Below are 26,074 nucleotides of genomic sequence, written 5' to 3' on the forward strand. Positions count from 1 at the left end.
TCATGAACTCATCAACTCTGCTTGATGAGTTTTTTTCTAGTTTGACAGTCTATTGAAATAAGATTATAATCAAGCTGTAACAGTTCGAAGGAGGTTTGGATGCACTTTAGATTGGAAAATAAGGAATCGCATAAAGCGCAAGAAATAGGAAATCTGATTCGTTCTTATAATCGTTCCAAAAGAGAAGAGGCTGAAAGCGAGCCACTGAATCTTTATGTCGAAGACGAAAAGGGTAATCTCTTGGCAGGCTTAGTAGCAGAGACTTTCGGAAATTGGTTGGAAATCGAGTATTTGTTTGTGAAAGAGGAATTGCGAGAACAGGGAATCGGTTCAAAACTATTGCAACACGCAGAAAATGAAGCCAAGAATCGAAACTGTCGTTTTGCTTTCGTCAATACTTACCAGTTTCAAGCACCAGATTTTTATAAAAGGCATGGCTACAAGGAAGTCTTTACCTTGCAAGACTATCCCTACACAGGGCAAAGATATTATTACCAAAAGGATTTGTAAGCTAAATATGAAAGTATAAATCAAAGAGGAAATCTTCACATCACTATGGAGGTGGGCTAATGGATATCATACTAGATATGGGCAACGTTTTATTAGAATGGAACAAAGATAAGATTTTGCAAGGTGTTTCGGATACGAAGGAAGAATATTTGATTTTAGATAAGGCCATTTTTCAGTCGGGGCTTTGGGAAAGATTAGATCTTGGAACCATGACGAGAGAAGAGTTGGTGCTTAAAGTTGTGTCAATGATTGGCAGGACCTATCAAAAGAAGGTCGAAGAAGTTATCTGGAACTGGCCTAGCTACATTGACATTTATACGGAAGTCTTTCCTGTCTTGTCAGAACTAAAGAAAAAGGGGCATCGCATCTTTGTCTTGTCCAATACCTCAAAGGTATTTTATGACTTGCTGGAAGAGCAACTATCTCCCTTAAAAGAACTTTTAGATGGCTTTGTCTTATCCTGTGATATAAAAGCTATAAAGCCTGATTTGGTAATGTTTAAGGAGATTCTCGATAAATACCAGCTAGATCCTACAAATTGTGTCTTTCTAGACGATATTGAGGACAATACAAACGTAGCTCAGAACTTGGGCATCAAGGCCCATCAGGTCAAGAAAAGAAGTGATGTCGTTGATATTTTGAAATCCTATATTTAAAGGTAACGCTCTCTATTTTTTGTAGTAGAGAGTTTTTTTGTTAATAAAATCTTACAAAATGACATTTATATATTGCATTAAGTTAGATATATGGTATAATGTTTTTAAAAGAAGCGCAACTTTTTAAAAATGTGAAGGAGGACGCTAGTGGCTAAAAATTTAAAATTAAAATTAGCTCGGGTAGAGCGTGATTTAACACAAGGGGATTTGGCAGAAGCTGTAGGTGTTACTAGGCAGACTATAGGCTTGATTGAAGCTGGGAAATACAATCCTAGTCTCTCCCTCTGCCAGTCCATTTGCAGATGCTTAGGCAAAACTTTAGATCAATTATTTTGGGAGGAAGAAGATGAAGAATAGATTTTTTTATTATCAATTACTAGACGAAAGAGAAGAACAACTGATGAATAAAGCGGGAGCTGAAAGTTTCTATATCTCTACAGCTTTCTTGCTTTTATCTTATATGATTACAGTATTAGCACCAAGTCTTTTTAATCCGAGAATGATTCTCATCATTATCATTATTGGAACTTCTTACTTTTTCGGCCGTGCTAGAGATTTGGGTGTGAACTACTATAGTCGTTTTCATTTTACGATTGTAGGGTGTTTGCTGGTAACTCTCGCTATTACGACTCTCTTGATGTTGCAGAATTATCAATTCAACATAGAAATTTATCAGCACAATCCTCTGAACGTTAAATACTTATCTGCTTGGGTGCTTACTTATCTGATTTACCTTCCTTGGGTTTTTATCGGCAATCTCGGCCTTAAAAGTTATGGCGAATGGGGTCAAAAAAAGTTTGAGCAAGATATGGATGAACTGGAGAATGGAGAATAGCTTGTTAGCTTTTTATCAATCTCGGTAAAATGTGTTATAATAGTACTGATTTATCGGATGGTGTGAAAGTGGTAGAATACGTTCATACCTTTGTAAAGTAGGAAGAAGGAAAACAGATGTATCCAGATGATAGTTTGACATTGCACACGGACTTGTACCAGATCAATATGATGCAAGTTTACTTTGACCAAGGGATTCACAATAAGAAGGCGGTCTTTGAGGTTTACTTCCGCCAGCAACCGTTTAACAACGGTTATGCAGTTTTTGCTGGTTTGGAAAGAATTGTACATTATCTTAAAGACTTGCGCTTTTCAGATAGCGATATTGACTACTTGGAGTCGCTTGGTTATCATGGGGCGTTCTTAGATTACCTTCGCAACTTCAAGTTGGAGTTGACGGTTCGTTCTGCCCAAGAAGGGGACTTGGTCTTTGCTAATGAACCGATTGTACAGGTGGAAGGTCCTCTGGCCCAATGTCAATTGGTAGAAACGGCTCTCTTAAACATCGTTAACTTTCAAACCTTGATAGCGACCAAGGCAGCACGTATTCGTTCGGTCATTGAAGATGAACCCTTGATGGAGTTCGGGACACGTCGTGCGCAAGAAATGGATGCAGCTATCTGGGGGACACGCGCAGCGGTGATTGGTGGTGCCAATGGAACCAGTAACGTGCGTGCGGGTAAACTCTTTGGTATTCCTGTCTTGGGGACTCATGCCCATGCCTTGGTACAAGTTTATGGAAACGACTATGAAGCGTTCAAGGCTTATGCGGCGACCCATCGTGACTGTGTCTTTCTAGTAGATACTTATGACACGTTGCGAATCGGTGTGCCAGCTGCCATTCAGGTGGCGCGTGAGCTGGGTGATCAGATTAACTTTATGGGTGTGCGGATCGACTCTGGGGACATTGCCTACATTTCCAAGAAAGTCCGTCAGCAACTGGACGAGGCTGGCTTTACAGAGGCCAAGATCTATGCTTCTAATGATTTGGATGAAAATACTATTCTCAACCTCAAGATGCAAAAGGCCAAGATTGATGTCTGGGGTGTGGGAACCAAGCTGATTACAGCCTATGATCAGCCAGCTCTTGGGGCAGTTTATAAGATTGTAGCTATCGAAGATGAGAATGGTCGTATGCGCAATACCATCAAACTGTCTAATAATGCTGAAAAAGTGTCAACGCCAGGTAAGAAACAGGTGTGGCGCATTACCAGTCGTGAAAAAGGCAAGTCAGAAGGTGACTACATCACCTATGATGGTGTTGATGTGAGCGGCATGACTGAAATCAAGATGTTCCATCCGACTTATACCTACATCAAAAAGACTGTTCGAAATTTTGATGCCGTTCCTCTCTTAGTGGATATCTTTAAAGAAGGAAAATTGGTTTACGATTTGCCTAATTTGACTGAGATTCAGTCCTATGCTCGCAAAGAATTCGACAAGCTATGGGATGAATACAAGCGCGTATTGAATCCACAGCACTATCCAGTAGACTTGGCGCGTGATATTTGGCAAGACAAGATGGATTTGATTGATAAGATGCGCAAAGAAGCCCTTGGTGAAGGAGAAGAAGAATGAGTTTGCAAGAGACCATTATCCAGCAACTGGGTGTCAAGCCAGTGATTGACGCTCAGGAAGAAATCCGTCGTTCCATTGACTTCTTAAAAAGATACTTGAAAAAACACCCCTTCCTTAAAACTTTTGTACTAGGGATTTCTGGAGGTCAGGACTCAACCTTAGCAGGGCGCTTGGCGCAATTAGCTATGGAAGAAATGCGAGCAGAGACAGGAGATGACAGCTACCAATTTATCGCTGTCCGCCTGCCCTATGGCGTGCAAGCTGATGAAGCGGATGCTCAAAAAGCCCTCGCTTTCATCCAACCAGATGTCAGTCTAGTTGTAAATATCAAGGAATCAGCTGATGCTATGACAGCTGCAGTCGAAGCGACAGGAAGTCCTGTTTCAGACTTTAACAAGGGCAATATTAAAGCTCGTAGTCGTATGATTGCCCAATATGCCCTTGCGGGTGCCCATAGCGGAGCGGTCATTGGTACAGACCATGCTGCGGAAAATATCACAGGCTTTTTTACCAAGTTTGGTGACGGTGGTGCAGACATTCTCCCTCTTTACCGCCTCAATAAACGTCAAGGAAAGCAACTCTTGAAAGAGCTTGGTGCAGACCCAGCCCTTTATGAAAAAATCCCAACAGCAGATTTGGAAGAAGAAAAACCAGGTATTGCAGACGAAGTCGCACTTGGAGTCACTTACAATGAAATTGATGATTACCTAGAAGGCAAAACAATCAGCCCAGAAGCCCAAGCGACTATTGAAAACTGGTGGCACAAAGGCCAACACAAACGCCACCTACCAATCACCGTATTTGATGACTTTTGGGAGTAAAAAGATCCTGTGGACCTTTTTAGCTTCTTGCCTAGAAACTAGGAAGCAAGAATAACCTCCAGTGGAGGTTTTTACCCTGAGCCTAGAAATGAGAAAGCGAAGAAGGTCCAGGGACCTTTTTAGCTTGAGCCTTAAGCTTAGAAAGCGAGGTAACATTATGAAAGCAATCGGTACGCAAATGTTAGAGACAGAACGCTTAATCTTGAGAAGATTTGTGGAGAGTGATGCGGAAGCTATGTTTCAAAATTGGGCTTCATCTGCTGAGAATCTGACCTATGTCACCTGGGATCCTCATTCTGATGTCGAGGTGACTCGAAATTCGGTTCGTAATTGGATTGCCTCCTATGCTAATCCCAACTATTACAAATGGGCCATTTGCCTCAAAGAAAATCCGGAGAAAGTTATAGGAGATATCAGCATAGTTGCAATAGATGAGAACGATTTTTCTTGTGAAATTGGCTATGTGCTAGGCAAGAAATACTGGGGTCGTGGTATGATGACGGAGGCCTTGAAAGCTGTGTTAGACTTTTGTTTTACTCAAGCAGGCTTTCAAAAGGTCAGAGCTCGTTACGCCAGTCTTAACCCAGCTTCAGGCCGTGTGATGGAGAAGGCTGGAATGACCTATCTAAAAACTATTGCCAATGGTGTGGAGAGAAAAGACTACGTTTCGGACCTTATTTATTACCAGATAAGTAGGGAAGACAGGTGATTTCTTTTCTGTTTCTATCAAAGTCAGACCTTGTCTGGCTTTTTTTGTGCCAGATTTCTGAATAAACTGATTAAATTCCTATTTTTTCCTATCATTGTCCCTGTTTTTTCTTAGAGTTGGGAATTATAATAGACTTATCAAAAGAAAGAAGGGTGAAAAGATATGGACAATGTATTCTTTTTTATCAGTGTTTTTCTTGCTGGAATTCTTTCCTTCTTTTCTCCTTGTATCTTACCCTTGTTACCGGTCTATGCAGGGGTCTTGTTGGATGACAAAGATGGTGCTCAGGCTTCTAGCGGAAAAATTTCAATCTCATTTGTTAGTTTATTGCGAACTCTGGCATTTATAGCGGGGATTTCTTTTATCTTTATCTTAGTGGGCTATGGAGCTGGTTTTTTAGGCAATTTGCTGTATGCTTCTTGGTTTCAGTATGTGACAGGTGCAGTTATCATTCTTTTGGGTTTGCACCAGATGGAAGTCTTACATTTTAAGGGACTTTACAAGGAAAGAAGGCTACAATTAAAGAGACAGGGACAAAGCGGTAAGGGCTATAGTCAGGCATTTTTACTGGGGTTGACCTTTAGTTTTGCTTGGACGCCATGTGTAGGGCCGGTTCTGGGGTCTGTTTTGGCCTTAGCGGCTTCAGGTGGCTCAGGTGCTTGGCAGGGAGCTGGTTTCATGTTGGTTTACACGCTGGGTTTGGCGCTACCATTTTTGGTTCTAGCTCTCGCCTCCAGCTATGTTTTGAAACATTTTCGAAAACTCCATCCTTACCTCGGAACCCTCAAAAAAGTGGGTGGTTTCCTCATTATCGTGATGGGAATCTTGGTGCTTTTGGGAAATGCTTCTATTTTGACAAGATTATTTGAATAGAGAGGAAGAAGAAATGAAGAAATGGCAAACATGTCTACTTGGAGTAGGCTCAATCTGTTGCTTGGCAGCTTGTTCGGCTAAAAACATGTCAGACGAATCAACTATGAAGGAGCAAACCAAAACAGAACAAGTCGGTGCGCAAACTGCGACTAAAGGTCAGGCAGTCGCTGATTTTGAACTGATGGGAGTAGATGGTAAGACCTATCGTTTATCTGACTACAAAGGCAAGAAAGTCTATCTTAAATTCTGGGCTTCCTGGTGTTCCATCTGTCTAGCCAGCCTTCCAGATACGGACGAAATTGCTAAGGATGCAGGTGATGACTATGTGGTCTTGACAGTGGTGTCACCAGGCCACAAGGGAGAACAATCTGAAGCGGACTTTAAAAACTGGTACAAGGGCTTGGATTATAAAAATTTTCCGGTTTTAATTGATCCATCAGGCAAACTCTTGGAAAGTTATGGTGTTCGTTCTTACCCAACTCAAGCCTTTATAGACAAGGAAAGCAAGCTGGTCAAAACACAACCAGGTTTTATGGATAAGGATATGATTTTAAAAGAATTGAAAGAAATGGGGTAGAGAAAGGCTATGAATGATAAAGTAAAACTATTTGTCTTGGCAGGGGTCATTCTCCTAGCCATAAGCGGTTTCTATTTTCTATTGATGCGAAATGCAGGGCAGACAGATAGCTCGCAAATTGAGAAAGCGTCAGTTAGCCAAGGAGGAAAAACAGTGAAAAAAACAGAGATTAGCAAAGACGCAGACTTGCACGAAATTTATCTAGCTGGGGGATGTTTCTGGGGAGTGGAGGAATACTTCTCACGCGTGCCTGGAGTGACAGATGCCGTTTCAGGCTATGCAAATGGTAGAGGGGAAACGACCAAGTACGAATTGATTAACCAAACAGGACATGCAGAGACTGTCCATGTTACCTATGATGCCAATCAAATTTCCCTCAAGGAAATCCTGCTTCATTACTTCCGCATTATCAATCCAACCAGCAAAAATAAACAAGGAAATGATGTGGGTACTCAGTACCGTACTGGCGTTTATTACACAGATGACAAGGATTTGGAGGTAATCAACCAAGTCTTTGATGAAGTGGCTAAGAAATACGACCAACCTCTAGCAGTTGAAAAGGAGGCTTTGAAGAATTTTGTGGTGGCTGAGGATTACCACCAAGACTATCTCAAGAAAAATCCAAATGGCTACTGTCATATCAATGTCAATCAGGCTGCCTATCCCGTCATCGATGCCAGCAAATATCCCAAACCAAGCGATGAAGAATTGAAAAAGACCTTGTCAGCTGAGGAGTATGCAGTCACCCAGAAAAATCAAACAGAACGGGCTTTTTCAAACCGCTACTGGGATAAATTTGAATCTGGTATCTATGTAGATGTGGCAACTGGCGAACCCCTCTTCTCATCAAAGGACAAGTTCGAGTCTGGTTGTGGCTGGCCTAGTTTCACCCAACCAATCAGTCCAGATGTTGCTACCTACAAGGAAGATAAGTCTTACAATATGACGCGTATGGAAGTGCGGAGCCGAGTTGGAGATTCTCACCTTGGCCATGTCTTTACAGATGGACCACAGGACAAGGGGGGCTTACGCTACTGTATCAATAGTCTCTCTATCCGCTTTATTCCCAAAGATCAAATGGCAGAAAAAGGCTATGCTTATTTACTAGATTATGTTGATTAAGAAGTCTTTCCTAAGCGGTTAGAGGAGAATTTTGCTATACTGATACTAGTAAGTGACAAAGGAGCAGAGCATGACCTACACAATCTTAATCGTAGAAGATGAATATCTGGTAAGACAAGGCTTGACCAAACTGGTCAATGTAGCAGCCTACGATATGAAAATCATCGGTCAGGCTGAAAATGGAAGACAGGCTTGGGAATTGATTCAACAACAAGTGCCGGATATCATTTTAACCGATATCAACATGCCTCAGCTAAATGGCATCCAGTTGGCCAGTCTGGTACGAGAAACCTATCCACAAGTGCATTTGGTATTTTTAACGGGTTACGATGATTTTGATTATGCCTTGTCTGCTGTCAAACTAGGTGTAGATGACTATCTGCTTAAGCCCTTTTCTCGTCAGGATATTGAGGAAATGTTGGGGAAAATCAAGCAAAAACTAGATAAGGAAGAGAAGGAAGAGCAGTTACAAGATTTATTAACCGATAAGTTTGAGGGAAATCTGGCTCAGAAGATCCAGTCCCATCTGGCTGATAGTCAGTTTAGTTTGAAGTCTTTGGCCAGTGACTTGGGCTTTAGTCCGACTTATCTGAGCTCCTTGATTAAGAAAGAGTTGGGTCTGCCTTTTCAGGATTATCTGGTGAGAGAGCGTGTCAAACAAGCCAAGCTCTTGCTTTTGACCACGGATTTAAAGATTTACCAGATAGCCGAAAAGGTTGGTTTTGAAGATATGAACTATTTTACCCAACGTTTTAAACAGATTGCAGGTGTGACACCTCGTCAGTTTAAGAAGGGAGAAGGCCGATGAAGCGTTCTTCTCTCCTGGTCAGAATGGTTATTTCCATCTTTCTGGTCTTTCTCATTCTCCTAGCTGTGGTTGGGACTTTCTACTATCAATCTAGTTCATCAGCCATTGAGACTACCATTGAAGGCAATAGCCAAACGACCATCAGTCAAACTAGCCACTTTATCCATTCTTATATCAAAAAATTAGAAACCACCTCAACCAGTTTGACCCAGCAGAAGGATGTGTTAGCCTATGCTGAGAATCCTAGTCAAGATAAGGTCAAGGAAATCCGAGATCTATTTTTGACCATCTTAAAGGCAGACCAGGATTTGAAAACGGTGGTGTTGGTAACCAAGTCTGGTCAGGTCATTTCCACTGATGACAGTGTGCAGATGAAAACTTCCTCAGATATGATGGCTGAGGATTGGTACCAAAAGGCTATTCATCAGGGGGCTAAACCCGTTTTGACACCAGCTCGTAAATCAGACAGCCAGTGGGTTATTTCTGTCACTCAGGAACTTGTTGATGCAAAGGGAACCAATTTAGGTGTGCTTCGCTTGGATATTTCCTATGAAACTCTGGAAGCATATCTCAACCAACTCCAGTTGGGCCAGCAGGGCTTTGCCTTTATCATCAATGAGAAGCATGAATTTGTCTACCATCCTAAACGTACTGTCTATAGCTCATCTAGCGAAATGGAGGCCATGAAACCCTATATTGAGACAGGGCAGGGTTATACTCCAGACCACCAATCCTATGTGAGTCAGGAAAAGATTGCAGGAACTGATTGGACGGTTATAGGCGTGTCTTCACTGGAGAAGTTAGATAAGGTTCGGAGTCAACTCATGTGGACCTTGCTTGCTGCTAGTGCCTTATCTCTTCTTGCCTGTCTCTGCTTGGTGTGGTTCAGTCTCAAACGCTGGATTGCGCCTTTGAAGGACCTGAGAGAAACCATGCTGGAAATTGCTTCTGGTGGTCAGAATCTGCGTGCCAAGGAAACTGGTGCCCATGAACTGAGAGAAGTGACTCGCCAGTTCAATGCTATGTTGGATCAGATTGATCAGTTGATGGCAGATGTTCGCAGGCAGGAAGAAACGACCCGTCAGTATGAACTTCAAGCCTTGTCAAGTCAGATCAATCCGCATTTTCTCTATAATACTTTGGACACTATCATCTGGATGGCTGAATTTCAGGATAGTCAGCGAGTGGTTCAGGTGACCAAGTCCTTGGCAACCTATTTCCGTTTGGCTCTCAATCAAGGAAAGGATTTGATTTCTCTTTCTGATGAAATCAATCATGTCCGCCAGTATCTCTTTATCCAGAAACAACGTTATGGGGATAAGCTGGAGTATGAAATTGATGAAAATCCTGCCTTTGATAATTTAGTATTGCCTAAACTGGTGCTACAACCCCTTGTAGAAAATGCCCTTTATCACGGCATCAAGGAGAAAGATGGACAGGGACATATTAAAGTTTCCGTCCAGAAAAAGGATTCAGGGCTTGTCATCTGCATTGAGGATGATGGTGTTGGTTTCCAGGCTGCTGGCGATAGCAGTCAAAGTCAGCTCAAACGTGGGGGAGTTGGCCTTCAAAATGTTGACCAACGGCTCAAACTTCATTTTGGAGACAATTACCAAATGAAGATTGATTCTATTCCCTCAAAAGGTACGACGGTTGAAATATACATAAATAGAATAGAAACTAGTTAACTCCCAGTCAATTCTGGGAGTTTTATGCGTAATTGGGCAAGCTTTCTAGGTTATCTATCTTGCTAAAACGTAGAAAAAACGATATGATAGATAATGACAAAAGAGGTATCAAGTATGAAGGAAAAAGACATTCAAAGAGAAACAAGCCAGATTGTAAAAGATGTATTAGAAAAGGCCAATTTGAAGCAAGGAGCTATCTTTGTTTTGGGCCTTTCTTCTAGTGAGGTTATAGGTGGTCAGATTGGCAAGGAATCCAGTCAAGAAATTGGGGAAATCATTGTGAAGACCATCCTAGATATCCTAGAGGAAAAAGGGATTCATCTAGCTGTTCAAGGTTGTGAACATGTCAATCGAGCCCTCGTCGTTGAACGTCAGGTGGCAGAGCAGTTTGGTCTTGAAATTGTCAGTGTCCTTCCAACACTTCATGCAGGAGGTTCGGGTCAGTTGGCAGCCTTCAAGTTTATGCAGGATCCAGTTGAGGTTGAATTTATCATGGCCCATGCTGGATTGGATATCGGAGATACTGCGATTGGCATGCATGTCAAGCATGTTCAGGTTCCGATTCGCCCTCTTTTGAGAGAAATTGGGCATGCCCATGTAACGGCTCTAGCTAGTCGTCCAAAATTAATCGGAGGTGCGCGTGCGCAGTATCCACAAGATTCTATCAGAAAGTCGTGAGAATGAGAAAAACAAAACAACAACTAGAAAAAATCACCAAATATTCGATTCGTAAGCTCACTGTTGGAGTAGGTCCTGTAGCCATCGGTGCCTTCCTTTTTGGTGTCAGTACCCTTTCAGTAGATAAAGTGCATGCCAATGAAGCTGGCGGTGCTCATAGTGTTCATTACCGTTATTTGGCGGAGCAGGAATTGACCGAGTCTGAAAAAGCCCTGATTCACCATGAAGTTGCTACAGAATTTCAAGATGAAGATATTCTCTATGTAGTTTATCGCAAGAAAGCAACTAACAGTCAACAACTTCCTTACACAGGAAGTAAAGAACTAGCCTTGGCTGGTCTTGGCTTGGCAACAGCCTCACTAGCAGTCTTTTTGGTATCCAAAAAAGGTCGCAAAGAGGTCCTAGGTGTTCTCTTGATTGGTTCTTTGGGAGCCAGCACTTTTGTACCTTATGGGACATTTGCATTTGAAAATAAAGAATTGCTTTCTTATAACCAAACTATTTCGGCCTCTACACATGAAGGTTTGGCTGAAGGAATTATCCATATTGATGGCTATGAATACATTGGTTACTTCAAGGAAGCAGAACTCCACCCATCAAGACCAGCTTCAGCTGAGAAGCCTCAGTTGCCAGTAGAAAAGCAAAGTGCAAATGAAATCGAGAAAACAGAAGTAGTTCAAGAAATACCGACTGTTGCGCCAGAAACCGTCGTTGAAAAACCTGTGGCACAAACTCCGGTTTCTCCTGCTGTTGAAGAAAAACCAGTTTTTGAGAATCCTCAGACTAGACAGGAAGAGAGCTTGGTAGAGATTCCTTTTGAAACAGTCACAAGCCCAGATGCGAATCTAGCAGAAGGAGAGACTCGTATCGTCGCAGCCGGAGTAAATGGTCAGCGTCGCCTTGTAACCAAGGTATCGATGGTTAACGGTCAAGAAGTTAGAGAAGTCATCGAAGACCAAGTAGTCCAAAATCCTGTGTCTCAAGTCATTGCAGTCGGAACTAAGAAAGAGGTGCAACCTGCTCCAACTCCAGTACCACAAGCTGAACCAACTCACCAAGTAGCTAAAGGTACACAAGAAGAAGGTAAGACAGGACAATCCTTAACACAAGCTGAATTACCAGAAGCCCCAGTTGAAGTAAAAGGAACTCAAGAAGAAGGTAAGGCAGGACAATCCTTAACGCAACCTGAATTGCCAGAGACTCCAGTTGAAGCAAAAGGAACCCAAGAAGAAGGCAAAGAAGGTCAAGCTCTGACGCAACCAACATTACCAGATGCTCCAGTAGAAGTAAAAGGTACACAAGAGGAAGGTAAAGTAGGTCAAGCTCTTGTACAAGAACAGTTACCTGAGTACAAAGTAACTGAGGGAACCCTTGTTGAAACATCGACTACAGACCTAGACTACAAAACTGAAACGACTGAGGATCCAACCAAGTATACGGACGAAGAAACTGTCGTAAGAAATGGTGAAAAAGGTAGTCAAGTTACTAAAACAACTTATAAAACAGTAGAAGGTGTTAAAACTGACCAAGTTCTTTCAACTAGCACAGAAGTTACCAAGGAGCCTGTAAACCAACAGGTAAGTCGTGGGACAAAACCAATTGAAGGAACTCTTATAGAAGAAAGTCTTGAAAAGATTCCATTTAAGGAAGCTGTTAAAGAAGATGACCAACTGAAAAAAGGCTTAGAAGTTGTAGCTCAAGAAGGAAAAGAAGGCCAGAAAAAAATCACCAAAACCTTTAATACCATTAAGGGAGTTAAAACAGAGGACGCTCCAAAAGTTACAGAGGAAATACTTGAGGCACCTCAAGACAAAATTTTGAAACGTGGTACCAAGACCTTTGAAAAACCAGTATTGGCCATCACAGCAGTTGAGCCTAAGGATTTGAAGCGTACTTCAGATGTTAAGTATAGTCTAGAAAATCCAAGTAAGGCAGCCATTAAATCTATTACCTTAACTCTGAAAAAAGGTGATGAGATTATCAAAACCTTGAATGTTTCACCAGACGACTTGACAACTACCCTGACAGATTTACAGTACTACAAGGATTATAAACTTGAAACGAAGATGGTTTATGACCGTGGTGAGGGTGATGAGGAAGAGGTTCTGAAAGAAGAACCGCTAAGACTTGACCTTAAAAAAGTTGAAATCAAAAACATCAAAGAAACAAGCTTGATGAGTGTGGATGATGCTGGTGTTGAAACAGATAAGAGCTTACTTACTGAAAAACCGACAGACGTTGCTCCACTTTACTTACGAGTGACAACTCATGATAATAAGACAACAAGACTTACGGTAAGTTCTGTTGAAGAAGTGGTTGTCGATGGAAAAACATTGTACAAAGTGGTAGCAAAAGCTCCAAACTTAGTTCAACGTAGAGCAGATGATACTTTCAGTGAAGAGTATGTTCATTACTTTGAAAAACAAAAATTAAAAGAAGGTAATGTATATTACAACTTCAATGAGCTTGTAAAAGATATGCAAGCTAACCCAACGGGTGAGTTTAAACTTGGTGCGGATCTTAATGCAGCAAATGTTCCGACTCCGAATAAACAATACGTGACGAACATTTTTAAAGGTAAGTTGTATAGTGAAGGTGATAAACGTTATACCATTCACAATCTAGCTCGACCATTGTTCAACCGTGTTGAAAATGCTCATATTCATGACATCAACTTTGGTAATGTGAATATCAATATGCCGTGGGCTGATAAAACAGCTCCACTTGGAGATATGTTTAAGAACTCAACGATTGAGAATATTAAGGTTACGGGTAATGTGGTTGGTAATAACGACGTTACAGGTATGGTCAACAAACTAGATGAATCCAATATGCGTAATGTAGCCTTTATCGGTAAAATCGAAAGCGTGGGTAACAAAGGTTGGTGGTCTGGTGGACTTGTAAGTGAAAGCTGGAGAAGCAATGTAGATAGTTCTTATGTTGAAGCTGACATTAAAGCCAACAATGCTAAATTTGGTGGATTGATTGCCAAAGTCAACCATGGTGGAAATCCAAATGATGTTAAACAAAAAGGTCGTTTAACTAAATCTGTGGTCAAAGGGACATTGACACTCAAAACCAATAATCAAAGCGGTGGTTTAATTCACGAAAACTATGACTGGGGTTGGGTTGAAAATAACGTCAGCATGATGAAAGTGACAAATGGTGAAATGATGTATGGTTCAGGGTCAGTTGACTCAGGTGACCCATACTTCGGATTTGATTACTTCAAGAACAATGTGTATGTGAACGATGTTGCATCAGGTAACGTTTCTTATAACCGTTCAAAACAGATTAAGGGTGTCGACCAAGCAGAAGCGGATAAACGGATTGCTTCGTTCAATATCACAGCCGATAAATATGAAATCACACCATATTTGACTGATAAATTAAATCACGTAGTGTATAAAGAAGACACGTACAAAACTACTCAAGATTATAATGCAGAACGTGAACTTGCTTACCGAAATGTTGAAAAACTTCAACCGTTCTACAATAAAGAGTGGATTGTGAATCAAGGTAATAAGACTCCTGAAGGATCTAAATTATTAACTACAGAAGTATTATCTGTGACAGGTATGAAAGATGGGCAATTTGTAACTGACTTGTCAGATGTTGATCATATTATGATTCATTATGCTGATGGTACTAAGGAAGAAAAAGTTGTCACACGTAAAGCTGATTCTCAAGTCCAACAAGTTCGCGAATATAGTATCGAAGGTCTTGGTGACGTCGTTTATACACCGAATATGGTTGTTAAAGATAGAACACAATTAATCAACGATATTAAAGCAAAATTAGCAGGTGTTGAATTGATTTCACCTGAAGTGCGTGCGTTAATGGACAAACGTAACAAACCAGCTGAGAATAGTGACAATCATAAGAACAATTACATTCGTAACTTGTTCCTTGAAGAAAGCTTTGAAGAAACGAAAGCTAATTTAGATAAATTAGTCAAAGCTTTAGTTGAAAACGAAGACCATCAATTGAATAGTGATGATGCGGCTATGAAAGTTCTTCTTAAAAAAGTGGAAGACAATAAAGCTAAGATTATGATGGGTCTTACTTATTTAAATCGTTATTATGGATTTAAATACAATGATATGAGCATTAAAGACCTTATGATGTTCAAGCCTGATTTTTATGGTAAGAACGTTAGCGTTATCGATAGATTGATTCAAATTGGTTCACGTGAACATTTCTTGAAAGGGGATCGAACTCAAGATGCTTATCGTGATGTGATTGCGGGAGCAACAGGTAAAGGTAATTTAAATGACTTCTTAACATATAACATGAAACTCTTTACAGAAGATACTGATATGAATGTATGGTATAAGAAAGCTATTTCTCATACTAACTATGTAGTTGAGAAACAATCATCTAACCCTGATTTTGCTAATAAGAAATATCACTTATATGAAAACTTAAATAACGGTGAACATGGTCGATACATTTTACCACTTCTTAATACGAAGAAGGCTCACATGTTCTTAATTTCAACGTACAATACGCTAGCGTTTAGTGCATTTGAGAAATATGGTAAGAATACAGAAGCTGAACGTGAGGCGTTTAAGAAAGAAATCGACTTACGTGCACAAGAGCAAATTAATTACTTAGACTTCTGGTCAAGACTTGCTGCTGATAATGTACGTAATCAATTGTTGAAATCTGAAAATATGGTTCCATCAGCAATTTGGGATAACCAAGATGTTCCAGGTAATGGATGGGCTGACCGAATGGGTCATAATAAGAATGGTGACTATGCTCCAGTTCGTGAGTTCTATGGACCTACAGGTAAATGGCACGGATATAACGGTATGGGTGCGTATGCTTATATCTTTTCTAACCCACAAAATTCAGAAGCTGTATACTACATCATCTCTAGTATGATTAGTGATTATGGTACATCTGCATTCACTCACGAAACAACTCATATCAATGACCGTATGGCCTACTTAGGAACATGGCGTCACCGTGAAGGGACAGATATTGAATCATTTGCTCAAGGTATGCTACAATCACCATCTCTTACAAACTATAATGGTGAATATGGTTCACTTGGATTGAATATGGCGTACGAACGTAAAAATGATGGTACACAAATTTATAACTATGATCCTAATATGTTAAGTAGTCGTGAGAAGATTGATCACTACATGAAGAACTATAACGAATCAATGATAATGCTTGATTACTTAGAAGCAGAATCTGTCATCAAGAAAAATACTGGAACTAACGATAAGTGGTTCAAGAAAATCGATAAGAAATATCGCGAAAAAGCGAGCTATAATAAGTTAGAAGGTGCACCACACCAATGGGATTTAGTTCGTGATTTAAATGATGATGAGAAGAATATGAAACTGACAGTTATTGATCAACTTGTAGATAACAACTTCGCTACTAAACACGGGCTACCAGGTAATGGTCATTACCGTACTGAAGGATTCGATTCTGCTTATACTGTTGTGAATATGATGACTGGTATTTACGGTGGTAACACAAGTAAGAGTACGGCTGGCTCAATCTCATTCAAACACAATACATTCCGTATGTGGGGCTACTACGGTTACCTTGATGGATTCTTAGGGTATGCATCTAACAAGTATAAACAAGAATCTAAAGCAGCCGGTAACGTAGGTCTAGGTGATGACTTTATCATCCAAAAAGTTTCTAAAGGTAGATTTAATACATTAGAAGAGTGGAAGAAAGAATGGTATAAAGAAGTCAGAGCTAAAGCTGAGAAAGGTTTTGTAGAAATTGAAATTGATGGTCAAAAGATTTCAACATATGAAAAACTTCAAGAGCTATTCGATGCTGCAGTTGAAAAAGACCTTCAAGGTAATAAATTTGATAATACAGTGAATCTTAAATGGAAAGTTTACAAACAACTATTGCAGAAATCAGACGGATTTACTGGAGATTTATTCACTAAATAGTAGATAGGACTAGTAAAATGAAAAAAGGTAGATCAGCTTTGTCTGTATCTGCCTTTTTATGCTATACTTAAGGTATGCATAGAAAAACAGTGATTGATTTTAGGGATTTGGGTGAGAGATACATCTTTACCCAGCCGATCAAAGAGTTAAAAACGAGAGATTTAGCAGAAGTGGTGGATTTGCTGGCGCAAGTGGAAAGCTACCAAGAGCAAGGCTACTATGTAGTGGGCTACGTCAGTTATGAGGCTGCACCTGCATTTGAGGAGAAATTAGCAGTTCATAAAACTCCTTTACTGGCAGAGTATCTGTTATATTTTACAGTTCATGATAGGGTGGAAACATCGCCTATGCCTCTGACTTATGAGGAAGTAGATCTGCCTTCAAAGTGGCAGGAAGTAACGTCTGAAGCAGACTATGAAAAAGCTATTTCCCAGATTCACCATCATTTGCGTCAGGGGGACACCTATCAGGTCAACTACACCGTCCAACTCAAGCAGGACTTAAGTGCTAATTCTTTTGCCATCTACAATCGCATGGTGGTAGAGCAGGAGGCGGGCTACAATGCCTATGTTGAACATGACGAGATAGCGGTGATTTCCATGAGCCCAGAGCTCTTTTTTGAGCAAAATGACCGTGAGTTGACAACGCGACCAATGAAGGGAACAACCCAGCGTGGAGTGACTGACCAAGAAGACCTTGCCCAAGCTAGCTGGCTAGAACGGGATCCTAAAAATCGGTCTGAAAATATGATGATTGTGGATCTCTTGCGCAATGACATGAACCGTATTTCTGAAGTGGGTAGTGAGCATGTGGAGCGTCTGTGCCAAGTGGAGCAGTATTCAACTGTTTGGCAAATGACGTCGACCATCAAGAGTCAGTTACGATTGGATGTGGACTTGGTTGCCATTTTTCGCTCTCTCTTTCCTTGTGGGTCCATAACGGGAGCTCCGAAAATTGCGACCATGGAAATTATCAAAGATTTGGAGCCCCAACCTAGAGGAGTTTACTGTGGAACGATTGGTCTCTTACTTCCAAATGGGCGACGAATTTTCAATGTCGCCATTCGGACCATTCAACTTCACAAGGGCCAAGCCATTTATGGAGTTGGAGGCGGGATTACTTGGGATAGCACCTGGGAGTCTGAATACCGTGAAGTTCATCAAAAGGCGGCTGTTCTCTATCGTAAACAAGCATGTTTCCAACTGATTACGACTGGGAAAATCAGCCAGAAAAACTTGTTGTTTGAAGATCAACATCTGGAAAGACTGACAAAGGCGATTCGCTATTTTGCCTATCCTTTTGATTCAGAAAACCTGAGACAAAAGATAGAGGAAGAGTGTAAAGCTTGTGATTCTCACCAAGACTATCGCTTGCGAATTACTATCAGCAAGTCTGGAGAGATGGAACTCAGTCGCCAAATCTTAACACCCCTCAGTCCAAGTTTCTGCAAAGCCAAACTTTGTCTGCAAGAAGCAGATTTGAATCAAGCGTTTACCTACTTTAAAACAACTAATAGACCACACTTAAGTCTAGGGGAACAGGAAATCATTTACCATAATGCAGCAGGAGAATTGCTTGAAACCTCTATTGGAAATCTGGTCTTAAAAATTAATGGTAAACTCTACACACCGCCTACCAGTCTAGGAATTTTGCCAGGGATTTACCGCCAGCATTTGCTAGAAATAGGACAGGTAGATGAAAAAGTCTTGACTTTGGCAGACTTGAACCAAGCAGAAGCTGTCTATGGCTGTAACGCAGTCAGAGGTTTGTATGAGTTGTTATTGAAGGAGAAATAAATGAAATTGATATTTTTACATGGCTTAGGTCAGACAGCCGCAAGCTGGAAGGAAGTTCAGAATCTACTTGTCGACTATCCTTCTGAGGCCCTTGAATTGTTTCCTGCGGGAGTTAGTTCTTATCAGGAAACCAAAAAACGGATAGCTAAATACCTATCAGAGGAGAAGAAACCTTTTGTTTTAATCGGTTTATCCCTCGGTGCTACTCTTGCACTGGAGCTTTCAACAAGTTACGATTTGCCAAATCTTCAAGGTTTGGTCTTGTCAGGCTGTCCAGTGAAACTAGCAAGCAATATCTTGTTTAAAATCCAGTTGATGATTTTCAAACTACTTCCAAAAAGTTTTTTTGAAAAGCAGGGAGCAGAAAAAGCGCTCATGGTTGGTGTTTCTGAGGAATTGAAAACACTTGATTTAACCCAAGTAGCACAGAATTGTTACTATCCAACCTTGCTAATTTGTGGTAGCCAAGACAAGCCTAATCTCAGTTCTATGAGAGGCCTTCATCAATTGATGTCAGATTCTAAATTGCAGATTATTCCTGACGGTCCTCACACACTGAACACTGACAAACCGAAGGAGTTTGCAGAAAAGACTAGAAGTTTTCTTGAATTGCTGGAATAAGTCTGGTAAAATAAAAGCGAAAGCGATATCAAAAAAGGAGAGAATAATGAAAAAAAAGTTTTGCTAGAAGTGGCTTTTGCTACCCTTCTAGTTTGGGGGCTATTTACCGAACCAGTTACTGCAGAGGAAAATATTCATTTTTCTAGTTGTAGAGAAGCATGGGAAAATGGTTACTCTGATATTCATAGAGGAGAACCAGGTTACTCTTCTAAACTAGATCGTGATGGTGATGGGATAGCTTGTGAACGTGCAAATGCACCTCGGGGAGTCTTTAAACCACGCCAGTCGGGTTCGCAATCCAATGTCACAGCTAGCGGATGGGTCAAACAGGACGGTTATTGGTATTATTTTGCTGAAAATGGGCATGCAGTTAGGAATACTTGGCAAGGTAGCTATTACCTTAAGTCAGATGGCAAGATGGCAGCCAGCGAGTGGATTTATGATGCTAGCTATCAATCTTGGTACTATCTAAAATCCGACGGTTCTTATGCGAGAAATACTTGGCAGGGAAGCTACTACCTTAAATCAAATGGTAAGATGGCAGCAGGTGAATGGCTATATGATTCCTATTATCAATCGTGGTATTATCTAAAAGAGGACGGAGCTTACGCCCGCAATGCTTGGCAAGGAAGCTATTATCTCAAGTCAAATGGTAAGATGGCATCAAGTGAATGGGTTTATGATACCAGTTATCAAGCATGGTACTACCTAAAATCAGATGGTTCATACGCTCGTAATACTTGGCAAGGAAATTACTATTTGAAATCAGATGGCAAGATGGCTATGAATGAGCGAGTTGATGGTGGCAGATACTACGTAGATGGTTCTGGCCTTTGGAAACCATAAATCAGAATAATTTCTAGGAAGTTAATGCAAACCTTTGCACAAAACAGACGATTCTGTTATACTATATCTGTAAGCATTTTCAATTAAAAAGGAGAAGACGATGAGTCAAAAGATTATTGGGATTGACCTTGGTGGGACATCTGTTAAGTTCGCAATTTTAACTCAAGAAGGAGAAATCCAAGAAAAATGGTCTATCAAGACCAATATTTTAGACGAAGGAAGCCATATTGTAGATGATATGATTGAGTCTATTCAACATCGTTTGGACTTGCTTGGATTGTCAGCTACGGATTTCCGAGGCATTGGTATGGGCTCACCTGGTGTGGTTGACCGTGAAAAAGGGACTGTTATCGGTGCCTACAACCTCAACTGGAAAACCCTTCAACCAGTTAAAGAAAAGATTGAAAAAGCCTTGGGTATTCCATTCTTCATCGATAATGATGCCAACGTAGCTGCTCTTGGTGAGCGCTGGATGGGTGCTGGTGACAACCAACCGGACGTTGTCTTTATGACACTTGGTACCGGTGTTGGTGGCGGTATCGTCGCAGAAGGGAAACTTCTCCACGGTGTTGCTGGTGCAGCAGGAGAACTTGGTCACATCACTGTTGACTTTGACCAACCAATCGCATGTACTTGCGGTAAGAAGGGCTGTTTGGAGACAGTTGCTTCTGCAACAGGGATTGTCAACTTGACTCGTCGCTATGCGGATGAATACGAAGGCGATGCGACCTTGAAACGCTTGATCGACGATGGAGAAGAAGTAACCGCTAAAACTGTTTTTGACTTGGCAAAAGAAGGAGACGACCTTGCCTTGATTGTTTACCGTAACTTCTCACGTTACTTGGGAATCGCTTGTGCTAACATCGGATCAATTCTAAACCCATCAACAATCGTAATCGGTGGTGGGGTGTCAGCAGCGGGAGAATTCCTTCTACAAGGTGTTCAAAAAGTCTATGATGAAAATACCTTCCCACAAGTACGTACATCTACAAAATTGGCTCTTGCGACTCTAGGAAATGACGCTGGAGTTATCGGAGCAGCATCACTTGTATTGCAATAAGATAATAAAAGGAGAAAAACACTACTTTAAAGCCAGTGATTTTCCTCCTTTCTTTTTTATGCTATACTAGTTAAGACTATAAATGAGGTGAGAGTAAATGACAAAAGCAGATACGATTTTTAAAGAGAATATTGAACGAATCCTCAAAGACGGCGTCTTTTCTGAACAAGCACGTCCCAAGTACAAGGATGGGACTGTTGCCAACTCCAAGTACATAACGGGTGCCTTTGCTGAGTATGACTTGGCCAAGGGGGAATTCCCCATCACAACCTTGCGTCCTATCGCTATCAAATCCGCCATCAAGGAAGTGCTCTGGATCTACCAAGATCAGTCTAATAGCCTAGAAGTGCTAAATAGCAAGTACAATGTTCACTACTGGAATGACTGGGAAGTGGGAGAGACGGGGACCATCGGTGAGCGCTATGGGGCAGTGGTTAAAAAGCACGATATCATCAACAAGATTCTCAAGCAGTTGGAAGCCAACCCTTGGAACCGTCGAAATATCATCTCGCTCTGGGATTACCAAGCTTTTGAGGAGACAGATGGTCTTCTTCCATGCGCCTTTCAGACCATGTTTGATGTCCGTCGGGTTGATGGAGACATCTATCTGGATGCGACTTTGACCCAGCGTTCGAATGATATGTTGGTGGCCCACCACATCAATGCTATGCAGTATGTGGCTCTTCAGATGATGATTGCCAAGCATTTCGGCTGGAAGGTTGGAAAATTCTTCTACTTTATCAACAACCTTCATATCTATGATAATCAGTTTGAACAAGCAGAGGAATTGCTCCGTCGTGAGCCGTCAAACTGCCAACCACGCTTGGTTTTAAATGTTCCTGATGGGACTAATTTCTTTGATATCAAAGCGGAAGACTTTGAGTTGGTTGACTATGATCCGGTTAAGCCACAGCTGAAGTTTGATTTGGCTATTTAAGAAAATAAAAAGAAGTTGAGATTTCTCAACTTCTTTTGTTGCTTAATGTGATACGCGGCGGCGAGCTGCTTTTTTGCGGTTTTCTTCGATGAAAGCTGCTTTTTGCTCTTCTGGCTCAATCACTTTCTTTTTAATTGCGTATACTGCACCTGCAACGGCAGCGACAGTTCCTGCGACACCTGTTACAAGACCTTTAGCGAATCCTTTAGCCATGAGTCTTCCTCCTTTATCTTCCCGAACAGTCAGGCTCCTCAAGTGGTAGCATTTTTCTGACTGACCTTTTTGTGATATAATAATAGTAACGAAAAAATGGGAATTTTTCAAGGAAAAAAGATGAAAACAAAAATAATTGTGATTGTTGGACCGACTGCTGTTGGGAAGACAGCCCTTGCTATTGAAGTGGCCAAGCGCTTTGGTGGAGAGGTGGTCAGTGGCGACAGTCAGCAAGTGTACAGAGGGTTGGATATTGGGACGGCCAAGGCTAGCCCAGAGGAGCAAGCAGCTGTTCCTCATCATTTGATTGATGTCAGAGAGGTGACCGAGTCTTACTCGGCTTTTGATTTTGTTTCAGAAGCTAAGAAGGCTATTGAGGATATTCAAAGCCGTGGCAAGCTTGCTATTATCGCTGGAGGTACAGGGCTTTATATCCAGAGTTTGCTGGAAGGATACCATCTAGGTGGAGAGACACCTCATGAGGAGATTTTAGCTTATCGGGCTAGTTTGGAGCCTTATTCAGATGAGGAATTAGCCCATCTCGTGAAGCAAGCAGGCCTTGAGATTCCCCAGTTTAATCGTCGTCGTGCCATGCGCGCCTTGGAAATTGCCCATTTTGGTCAGGATTTGAAAAATCAAGAGACCTTGTATGAACCTTTGATTATCTGCTTGGACGATGAGCGCAGTCAGCTTTATGAGCGTATCAATCGCCGAGTAGATCTGATGTTTGAGGCTGGTCTTTTGGATGAGGCTAAGTGGCTCTTTGATCATTACCTGGATGTGCAGGCTGCTAAAGGCATTGGCTACAAGGAACTTTTTCCTTATTTCCGTGGGGAGCAAACTCTTGAGGAAGCGAGCGAGAGTCTTAAGCAGGCGACTCGTCGTTTTGCCAAGCGTCAGTTGACCTGGTTCCGTAATCGCATGCAGGTCACCTTTTATCAGATAGGAGAGCCTGGAGTTCAAGACCGCATTTTAAGCCAGATAGAGGAGTTTTTAAATGATTGAAACGGAGAAAAAAGAGGAGCGAGTCCTGCTCATAGGTGTGGAATTGCAGGGCATGGATAATTTTGACCTCTCTATGGAAGAGTTGGCCAGTCTAGCTAAGACAGCTGGTGCTGTTGTAGTTGACAGCTACAGACAGAAACGTGAAAAATATGATTCCAAGACCTTCGTCGGCTCTGGTAAGCTGGAAGAGATTGCACTCATGGTAGATGCGGAAGAAATTACGACTGTCGTCGTCAACAACCGTCTGACACAACGGCAAAATGTCAATCTAGAGGAAGTTCTGGGTGTCAAGGTGATTGACCGTATGCAGTTGATTCTGGATATCTTTGCTATGCGAGCTCGAAGCCATGAAGGAAAACTTCAAGTGCATTTGGCCCAGCTTAAGTACCTCTTACCTCGCTTGGTTGGTCAGGGAATTATGCTCAGCCGTCAGGCAGGGGGAATTGGTTCCCGTGGTCCAGGTGAGAGTCAGTTGGAACTGAACCGACGTAGTGTTCGCAATCAAATCACAGATATTGAGCGTCAGCTTAAGGTAGTTGAGAAGAATCGAGCGACAGTCAGAGAAAAACGCTTGGAGTCAAGTACCTTTAAGATTGGTTTGATTGGTTATACCAATGCTGGGAAATCAACCATCATGAACACCTTGACCAGCAAGACCCAGTATGAAGCAGATGAATTATTTGCGACTCTGGACGCGACGACTAAGAGTATCCATCTGGGAGGCAATCTTCAGGTTACCTTGACTGATACTGTTGGCTTTATCCAAGATTTGCCGACTGAGTTGGTGTCAAGTTTTAAGTCGACCTTGGAAGAAAGTAAGCATGTAGACCTTCTAGTTCATGTCATTGATGCCAGCAATCCTTACCACGAGGAGCATGAAAAAACGGTTCTGTCTATCATGAAAGACTTGAATATGGAGGATATTCCTCGTCTGACCCTTTATAATAAAGCGGATTTGGTGGAGGATTTCACGCCTACTCAGACGCCCTATACCCTCATTTCTGCCAAGTCTGAGGATAGTCGTGAGCAGTTGCAGGCTTTATTTTTAGAGAAAATCAAGGATATTTTTGAATCCTTTACTCTACGGGTGCCTTTTTCTAAGTCCTACAAGATTCATGATTTGGAAAGTGTAGCGATTCTTGAAGATCGTGACTACCAAGATGATGGAGAAGCGATTACAGGCTATATTTCGGAGAAAAACAAATGGAGGTTAGAGGAATTTTATGACTGATATTAAAACCTTGGCTCTAAAATATGGGGGCTATACAAGTCTGGATAAGGTCTATCTGGATCAACTTCTAGCTGGCAAAACAGAACAAGAGCAGTTGGCTCTCATCACCCCTCCGCCCAGTGTAGTGAATGCTTACTTTGCAGAACTCTACCAGAAAAAGAGTCCTCAAGCTGCGACGGATTATTTTGTAGAACTAAGCCAGGAATTGAATCTCTACAATGCTGAGCCAAGTTTCACCTTTGAAAATAAGCCTTTCATTCGTCTTAATTTATCTGGCAAATCTTTTGGATTTTGCTACGAGAGTGAAGGACTGGGAAGGATTTTCTCTGAAAATGAAGAGGAAATCTCGAATGACTTGCTTTTTGAGATTGCGCAAATTTTCCCTCATCAGTTGGTCTTTGAAGAGTCTGGAAAGATTTACATGAAGGATGCCGGAGACGAAGAAGTTGTTAGTGTGGAGAGTCTCACAGCTTTGACAGATTTGGAAAGCTTGGCTGATGGTCGCAAACGTCTCAAAGGTTATAGCCAAGAGGATTTATTACAAGAAGCTGTTGCTTTTTCTGGCAAGCGCTATTTCCGATCGGAAAACCGCACAGCCATGTTATATATTGATTAATTAGAAAGTATCAAATGGATATTCAATTTTTAGGAACGGGAGCTGGTCAGCCCTCTAAAGCCCGCAACGTCTCAAGTCTCGCCCTGAAACTCTTGGATGAGATTAACGAAGTTTGGCTCTTTGACTGTGGTGAAGGAACGCAAAATCGCATTCTAGAAACCCCGATTCGACCACGGAAGGTCAGCAAAATCTTTATCACTCATCTGCATGGAGACCATATCTTTGGCTTGCCAGGATTTCTTTCTAGCCGTGCCTTTCAGGCCAATGAAGAGCAGACAGATTTGGACATCTATGGACCGCAAGGGATCAAGTCCTTTGTCTTAACTAGTTTACGTGTGTCAGGTTCTCGTCTGCCTTACCGCATTCATTTTCATGAGTTTGGCCAAGATTCTCTAGGGAAAATCCTTGAGACCGATAAATTCACTGTGTATGCAGAGGAGCTGGACCACACTATTTTCTGTGTTGGCTATCGTGTCATGCAAAAGGACCTAGAAGGGACCTTGGATGCTGAAAAACTTAAGGCTGCTGGTGTTCCATTTGGCCCGCTTTTTGGAAAAATAAAAAACGGTCAGGATGTTGTTTTAGAAGATGGAACTGAAATCAAGGCAGCTGACTATATCTCAGCGCCACGTCCGGGCAAAATTATCACTATTCTAGGAGATACCCGAAAAACCAATGCTAGTGTACGTTTAGCTGTCAATGCCGATGTCCTTGTCCATGAGTCGACTTATGGAAAGGGAGATGAAAAAATTGCTCGCAATCACGGTCACTCAACCAATATGCAGGCAGCACAAGTAGCAGCAGAAGCCAGTGCTAAGCGCCTCTTGCTCAATCATATCAGTGCTCGTTTCCTTTCAAAAGATATCAGCCAGCTTAAGAAAGATGCAGCTAGTATTTTTGAGAATGTCCATGTGGTTAAAGACTTGGAAGAAGTGGAAATCTAGAAGATTGAGAAAGGA

At 41.6% G+C, this 26,074-nt stretch carries 24 protein-coding genes; 23 read left to right on the forward strand and 1 reads right to left on the reverse strand.

The annotated features are described in order from the left end of the window. Positions 1–99 precede the first annotated feature (99 nt). From ACXYSL_RS04890 to ACXYSL_RS04980, 19 genes are all read left to right on the forward strand, one after another. The gene (locus ACXYSL_RS04890; protein ID WP_458624120.1) at positions 100–510 is read left to right on the forward strand and encodes a GNAT family N-acetyltransferase; all 411 of its coding nucleotides are present in this window, start codon (positions 100–102) and stop codon (positions 508–510) included. A gap of 59 nt (positions 511–569) precedes the next feature. Next, complete coding sequence (locus ACXYSL_RS04895) at positions 570–1,166, forward strand: HAD family hydrolase (protein ID WP_084911339.1); 597 nt, start codon at positions 570–572, stop codon at positions 1,164–1,166. Between the two features lie 147 nt (positions 1,167–1,313). Then, entirely contained in the window at positions 1,314–1,523 is a 210-nt protein-coding gene (locus ACXYSL_RS04900) for a helix-turn-helix transcriptional regulator (RefSeq protein WP_038805946.1), read from the forward strand. Next, entirely contained in the window at positions 1,513–2,001 is a 489-nt protein-coding gene (locus ACXYSL_RS04905; protein ID WP_458624121.1) for a DUF6773 family protein, read from the forward strand. Before ACXYSL_RS04900 ends, ACXYSL_RS04905 begins: the two co-directional genes overlap by 11 nt. A gap of 116 nt (positions 2,002–2,117) precedes the next feature. After that, on the forward strand, positions 2,118–3,578 hold the full coding sequence (locus tag ACXYSL_RS04910) for a nicotinate phosphoribosyltransferase (RefSeq protein ID WP_458624122.1): 1,461 nt from the start codon (positions 2,118–2,120) through the stop codon (positions 3,576–3,578). Further along, entirely contained in the window at positions 3,575–4,399 is an 825-nt protein-coding gene (gene nadE / locus ACXYSL_RS04915; protein WP_458624123.1) for an ammonia-dependent NAD(+) synthetase, read from the forward strand. The genes ACXYSL_RS04910 and nadE overlap by 4 nt, the downstream gene beginning before the upstream one ends. Positions 4,400–4,556: 157 nt before the next feature. Continuing rightward, positions 4,557–5,108, forward strand: a complete 552-nt coding sequence (locus ACXYSL_RS04920; RefSeq protein ID WP_458624124.1) for a GNAT family N-acetyltransferase — start codon at positions 4,557–4,559, stop codon at positions 5,106–5,108. 162 nt (positions 5,109–5,270) lie between these two features. After that, positions 5,271–5,981 carry a thiol-disulfide oxidoreductase-associated membrane protein CcdA2 gene (ccdA2, locus tag ACXYSL_RS04925; RefSeq protein ID WP_458624125.1) on the forward strand — a complete coding sequence of 237 codons (711 nt, stop codon included), beginning with the start codon at positions 5,271–5,273 and terminating at the stop codon, positions 5,979–5,981. Positions 5,982–5,994: 13 nt separating this feature from the next. Continuing rightward, positions 5,995–6,558: a redoxin family protein gene (locus tag ACXYSL_RS04930; protein ID WP_458624126.1), complete on the forward strand. Its 564-nt coding sequence runs from the start codon at positions 5,995–5,997 to the stop codon at positions 6,556–6,558. Positions 6,559–6,567: 9 nt separating this feature from the next. Further along, the gene (msrB, locus tag ACXYSL_RS04935) at positions 6,568–7,680 is read left to right on the forward strand and encodes a peptide-methionine (R)-S-oxide reductase MsrB (protein WP_458624127.1); all 1,113 of its coding nucleotides are present in this window, start codon (positions 6,568–6,570) and stop codon (positions 7,678–7,680) included. 70 nt (positions 7,681–7,750) lie between these two features. Continuing rightward, positions 7,751–8,488, forward strand: coding sequence for a response regulator transcription factor (locus ACXYSL_RS04940; RefSeq protein ID WP_084911336.1), 738 nt, complete (start codon positions 7,751–7,753; stop codon positions 8,486–8,488). Next, entirely contained in the window at positions 8,485–10,176 is a 1,692-nt protein-coding gene (locus tag ACXYSL_RS04945; RefSeq protein ID WP_458624128.1) for a cache domain-containing sensor histidine kinase, read from the forward strand. Before ACXYSL_RS04940 ends, ACXYSL_RS04945 begins: the two co-directional genes overlap by 4 nt. Positions 10,177–10,290: 114 nt before the next feature. After that, positions 10,291–10,854 carry a TIGR01440 family protein gene (locus ACXYSL_RS04950; RefSeq protein WP_458624129.1) on the forward strand — a complete coding sequence of 188 codons (564 nt, stop codon included), beginning with the start codon at positions 10,291–10,293 and terminating at the stop codon, positions 10,852–10,854. A 2-nt stretch (positions 10,855–10,856) separates the two neighbouring features. Further along, the gene (locus ACXYSL_RS04955) at positions 10,857–16,790 is read left to right on the forward strand and encodes a ZmpA/ZmpB/ZmpC family metallo-endopeptidase (RefSeq protein ID WP_458624130.1); all 5,934 of its coding nucleotides are present in this window, start codon (positions 10,857–10,859) and stop codon (positions 16,788–16,790) included. A 74-nt stretch (positions 16,791–16,864) separates the two neighbouring features. Further along, positions 16,865–18,586: an aminodeoxychorismate synthase component I gene (gene pabB / locus ACXYSL_RS04960; RefSeq protein WP_458624131.1), complete on the forward strand. Its 1,722-nt coding sequence runs from the start codon at positions 16,865–16,867 to the stop codon at positions 18,584–18,586. Further along, positions 18,587–19,207: an alpha/beta fold hydrolase gene (locus tag ACXYSL_RS04965; protein ID WP_458624132.1), complete on the forward strand. Its 621-nt coding sequence runs from the start codon at positions 18,587–18,589 to the stop codon at positions 19,205–19,207. Positions 19,208–19,267: 60 nt separating this feature from the next. Continuing rightward, the gene (locus ACXYSL_RS04970; protein WP_458624133.1) at positions 19,268–20,053 is read left to right on the forward strand and encodes an excalibur calcium-binding domain-containing protein; all 786 of its coding nucleotides are present in this window, start codon (positions 19,268–19,270) and stop codon (positions 20,051–20,053) included. A 100-nt stretch (positions 20,054–20,153) separates the two neighbouring features. Then, on the forward strand, positions 20,154–21,113 hold the full coding sequence (locus ACXYSL_RS04975) for an ROK family glucokinase (protein WP_195216717.1): 960 nt from the start codon (positions 20,154–20,156) through the stop codon (positions 21,111–21,113). Between the two features lie 97 nt (positions 21,114–21,210). After that, a complete protein-coding gene (locus tag ACXYSL_RS04980; RefSeq protein WP_007521389.1) occupies positions 21,211–22,050 on the forward strand; it encodes a thymidylate synthase in 840 nt (279 codons plus the stop codon). A 42-nt stretch (positions 22,051–22,092) separates the two neighbouring features. On the opposite strand, the gene ACXYSL_RS04985 is transcribed toward ACXYSL_RS04980, so the two are convergent. Next, complete coding sequence (locus tag ACXYSL_RS04985; RefSeq protein WP_001051782.1) at positions 22,093–22,263, reverse strand: DUF3042 family protein; 171 nt, start codon at positions 22,261–22,263, stop codon at positions 22,093–22,095. A 120-nt stretch (positions 22,264–22,383) separates the two neighbouring features. Between ACXYSL_RS04985 and miaA the strand changes: the two genes are divergently transcribed. From miaA to rnz, 4 genes are read left to right on the forward strand one after another with little or no spacing between them, the layout of a single operon-like run. Beyond that, positions 22,384–23,268, forward strand: a complete 885-nt coding sequence (gene miaA / locus ACXYSL_RS04990; protein WP_458624134.1) for a tRNA (adenosine(37)-N6)-dimethylallyltransferase MiaA — start codon at positions 22,384–22,386, stop codon at positions 23,266–23,268. Beyond that, entirely contained in the window at positions 23,261–24,499 is a 1,239-nt protein-coding gene (gene hflX / locus ACXYSL_RS04995; protein WP_458624135.1) for a GTPase HflX, read from the forward strand. Before miaA ends, hflX begins: the two co-directional genes overlap by 8 nt. After that, positions 24,492–25,115 carry a cystathionine beta-lyase gene (locus ACXYSL_RS05000; protein ID WP_084911326.1) on the forward strand — a complete coding sequence of 208 codons (624 nt, stop codon included), beginning with the start codon at positions 24,492–24,494 and terminating at the stop codon, positions 25,113–25,115. The genes hflX and ACXYSL_RS05000 overlap by 8 nt, the downstream gene beginning before the upstream one ends. A gap of 14 nt (positions 25,116–25,129) precedes the next feature. After that, the gene (rnz, locus tag ACXYSL_RS05005) at positions 25,130–26,059 is read left to right on the forward strand and encodes a ribonuclease Z (protein WP_458624136.1); all 930 of its coding nucleotides are present in this window, start codon (positions 25,130–25,132) and stop codon (positions 26,057–26,059) included. Positions 26,060–26,074: the final 15 nt, after the last annotated feature.

This window comes from Streptococcus sp. V913 (assembly GCF_054353455.1).

Coding starts and splice junctions, on each gene's coding strand:
- ACXYSL_RS04890 (WP_458624120.1), top strand. CDS start 100: ATGCACTTTAGATTGGAAAATAAGGAATCGCATAAAGCGCAAGAAATA.
- ACXYSL_RS04895 (WP_084911339.1), top strand. CDS start 570: ATGGATATCATACTAGATATGGGCAACGTTTTATTAGAATGGAACAAA.
- ACXYSL_RS04905 (WP_458624121.1), top strand. CDS start 1,513: ATGAAGAATAGATTTTTTTATTATCAATTACTAGACGAAAGAGAAGAA.
- ACXYSL_RS04910 (WP_458624122.1), top strand. CDS start 2,118: ATGTATCCAGATGATAGTTTGACATTGCACACGGACTTGTACCAGATC.
- nadE (WP_458624123.1), top strand. CDS start 3,575: ATGAGTTTGCAAGAGACCATTATCCAGCAACTGGGTGTCAAGCCAGTG.
- ACXYSL_RS04920 (WP_458624124.1), top strand. CDS start 4,557: ATGAAAGCAATCGGTACGCAAATGTTAGAGACAGAACGCTTAATCTTG.
- ccdA2 (WP_458624125.1), top strand. CDS start 5,271: ATGGACAATGTATTCTTTTTTATCAGTGTTTTTCTTGCTGGAATTCTT.
- ACXYSL_RS04930 (WP_458624126.1), top strand. CDS start 5,995: ATGAAGAAATGGCAAACATGTCTACTTGGAGTAGGCTCAATCTGTTGC.
- msrB (WP_458624127.1), top strand. CDS start 6,568: ATGAATGATAAAGTAAAACTATTTGTCTTGGCAGGGGTCATTCTCCTA.
- ACXYSL_RS04940 (WP_084911336.1), top strand. CDS start 7,751: ATGACCTACACAATCTTAATCGTAGAAGATGAATATCTGGTAAGACAA.
- ACXYSL_RS04945 (WP_458624128.1), top strand. CDS start 8,485: ATGAAGCGTTCTTCTCTCCTGGTCAGAATGGTTATTTCCATCTTTCTG.
- ACXYSL_RS04950 (WP_458624129.1), top strand. CDS start 10,291: ATGAAGGAAAAAGACATTCAAAGAGAAACAAGCCAGATTGTAAAAGAT.
- ACXYSL_RS04955 (WP_458624130.1), top strand. CDS start 10,857: ATGAGAAAAACAAAACAACAACTAGAAAAAATCACCAAATATTCGATT.
- pabB (WP_458624131.1), top strand. CDS start 16,865: ATGCATAGAAAAACAGTGATTGATTTTAGGGATTTGGGTGAGAGATAC.
- ACXYSL_RS04965 (WP_458624132.1), top strand. CDS start 18,587: ATGAAATTGATATTTTTACATGGCTTAGGTCAGACAGCCGCAAGCTGG.
- ACXYSL_RS04975 (WP_195216717.1), top strand. CDS start 20,154: ATGAGTCAAAAGATTATTGGGATTGACCTTGGTGGGACATCTGTTAAG.
- ACXYSL_RS04980 (WP_007521389.1), top strand. CDS start 21,211: ATGACAAAAGCAGATACGATTTTTAAAGAGAATATTGAACGAATCCTC.
- ACXYSL_RS04985 (WP_001051782.1), bottom strand. CDS start 22,263: ATGGCTAAAGGATTCGCTAAAGGTCTTGTAACAGGTGTCGCAGGAACT.
- miaA (WP_458624134.1), top strand. CDS start 22,384: ATGAAAACAAAAATAATTGTGATTGTTGGACCGACTGCTGTTGGGAAG.
- hflX (WP_458624135.1), top strand. CDS start 23,261: ATGATTGAAACGGAGAAAAAAGAGGAGCGAGTCCTGCTCATAGGTGTG.
- ACXYSL_RS05000 (WP_084911326.1), top strand. CDS start 24,492: ATGACTGATATTAAAACCTTGGCTCTAAAATATGGGGGCTATACAAGT.
- rnz (WP_458624136.1), top strand. CDS start 25,130: ATGGATATTCAATTTTTAGGAACGGGAGCTGGTCAGCCCTCTAAAGCC.